The sequence below is a fragment of the Oleiphilus sp. HI0067 genome (genome assembly GCF_001635735.1).
Map to the genome: position 1 here is coordinate 1 of NZ_LWFI01000425.1, position 957 is coordinate 957.

The 957-nt window shown below is 46.0% G+C and carries 2 protein-coding genes; both read right to left on the bottom strand.

Going from position 1 to position 957, the window contains the following annotated elements:
- The coding region (ccsA, locus tag A3739_RS04945) for a cytochrome c biogenesis protein CcsA (RefSeq protein ID WP_197472064.1) at positions 1-630 on the bottom strand (630 nt) is incomplete at its 3' end.
- A partial coding sequence (locus A3739_RS04950; protein ID WP_068500543.1) for a cytochrome c maturation protein CcmE occupies positions 631-957 on the bottom strand: 327 nt, incomplete at its 5' end.

The following is a 957-nucleotide window of genomic DNA, read 5'->3' on the forward strand; positions in this document are numbered from 1 at the left end:
AGGTCGAGACCACCTTGCCCAAGCGCTATCAAGACTGCCACCCAGTAGAGCCGCTATAGCAAAAGCAAAGGCCACAGAGAAGCCCACATATCCCATGTACAACATTGGCGGATGCACGATCAAACCAAAGTCTTGAAGCAACGGGTTGAGGTCGCTTCCTTCTAGCGGTGTGTTTGGAAGCAAACGATCAAACGGATTAGACGTCAGTAAAATAAATAGCAAGAATCCAATACTAATCATGCCCATCACGGCAAGCACTCTAGCAAGCATCTCGCGTGGCAATTGTTTACTGAATATGGCAACCGCTATTGTCCAACCTGCCAAGGTAAGAGCCCAAAGCAATAGTGAGCCTTCGTGCCCACCCCATACAGCACTGATCTTATAGTACACAGGCAATAGCGTATTGGAGTGGCCAGCCACATACTTAACGCTAAAGTCATCTTGAACAAAAGCGTTTGCAAGGATTAAAAAAGCGACAAAGATAAAGAAAAATTGGCCGAATGCTAACGATCGCCCTGTTTCCATCCATACGGGGGAATTTTTCGCTACACCATAAAGTGGTGTAATGCTTTGTAGACAGGCACACAATAAGCCTATTATCAGTGCGAAATGACCCAGCTCTGGTAGCATTTAGTATTCCTTATCTGAAGTGTATTGATCGCCGTAACCTTTATGCCCAGACTTTTCGAGTGCCTCTGCAACTTCTGGAGGCATGTAATTCTCGTCATGCTTGGCAAGCACTTCGTCTGCAATGAGAACACCCTCATTATTAATCCGCCCTAAAGCGACAATACCTTGCCCTTCTCTAAATAGATCCGGCAGTATGCCCGTGTAATTGACTTCGACATCGGCAACGAAGTCAGTCAAAACAAATTTAACGGTAAGATCATCTTCGCTACGAGATACTGAACTTTCACGAACCATTCCACCAGCGCGAATTTTCACCCCTTCAGGAGC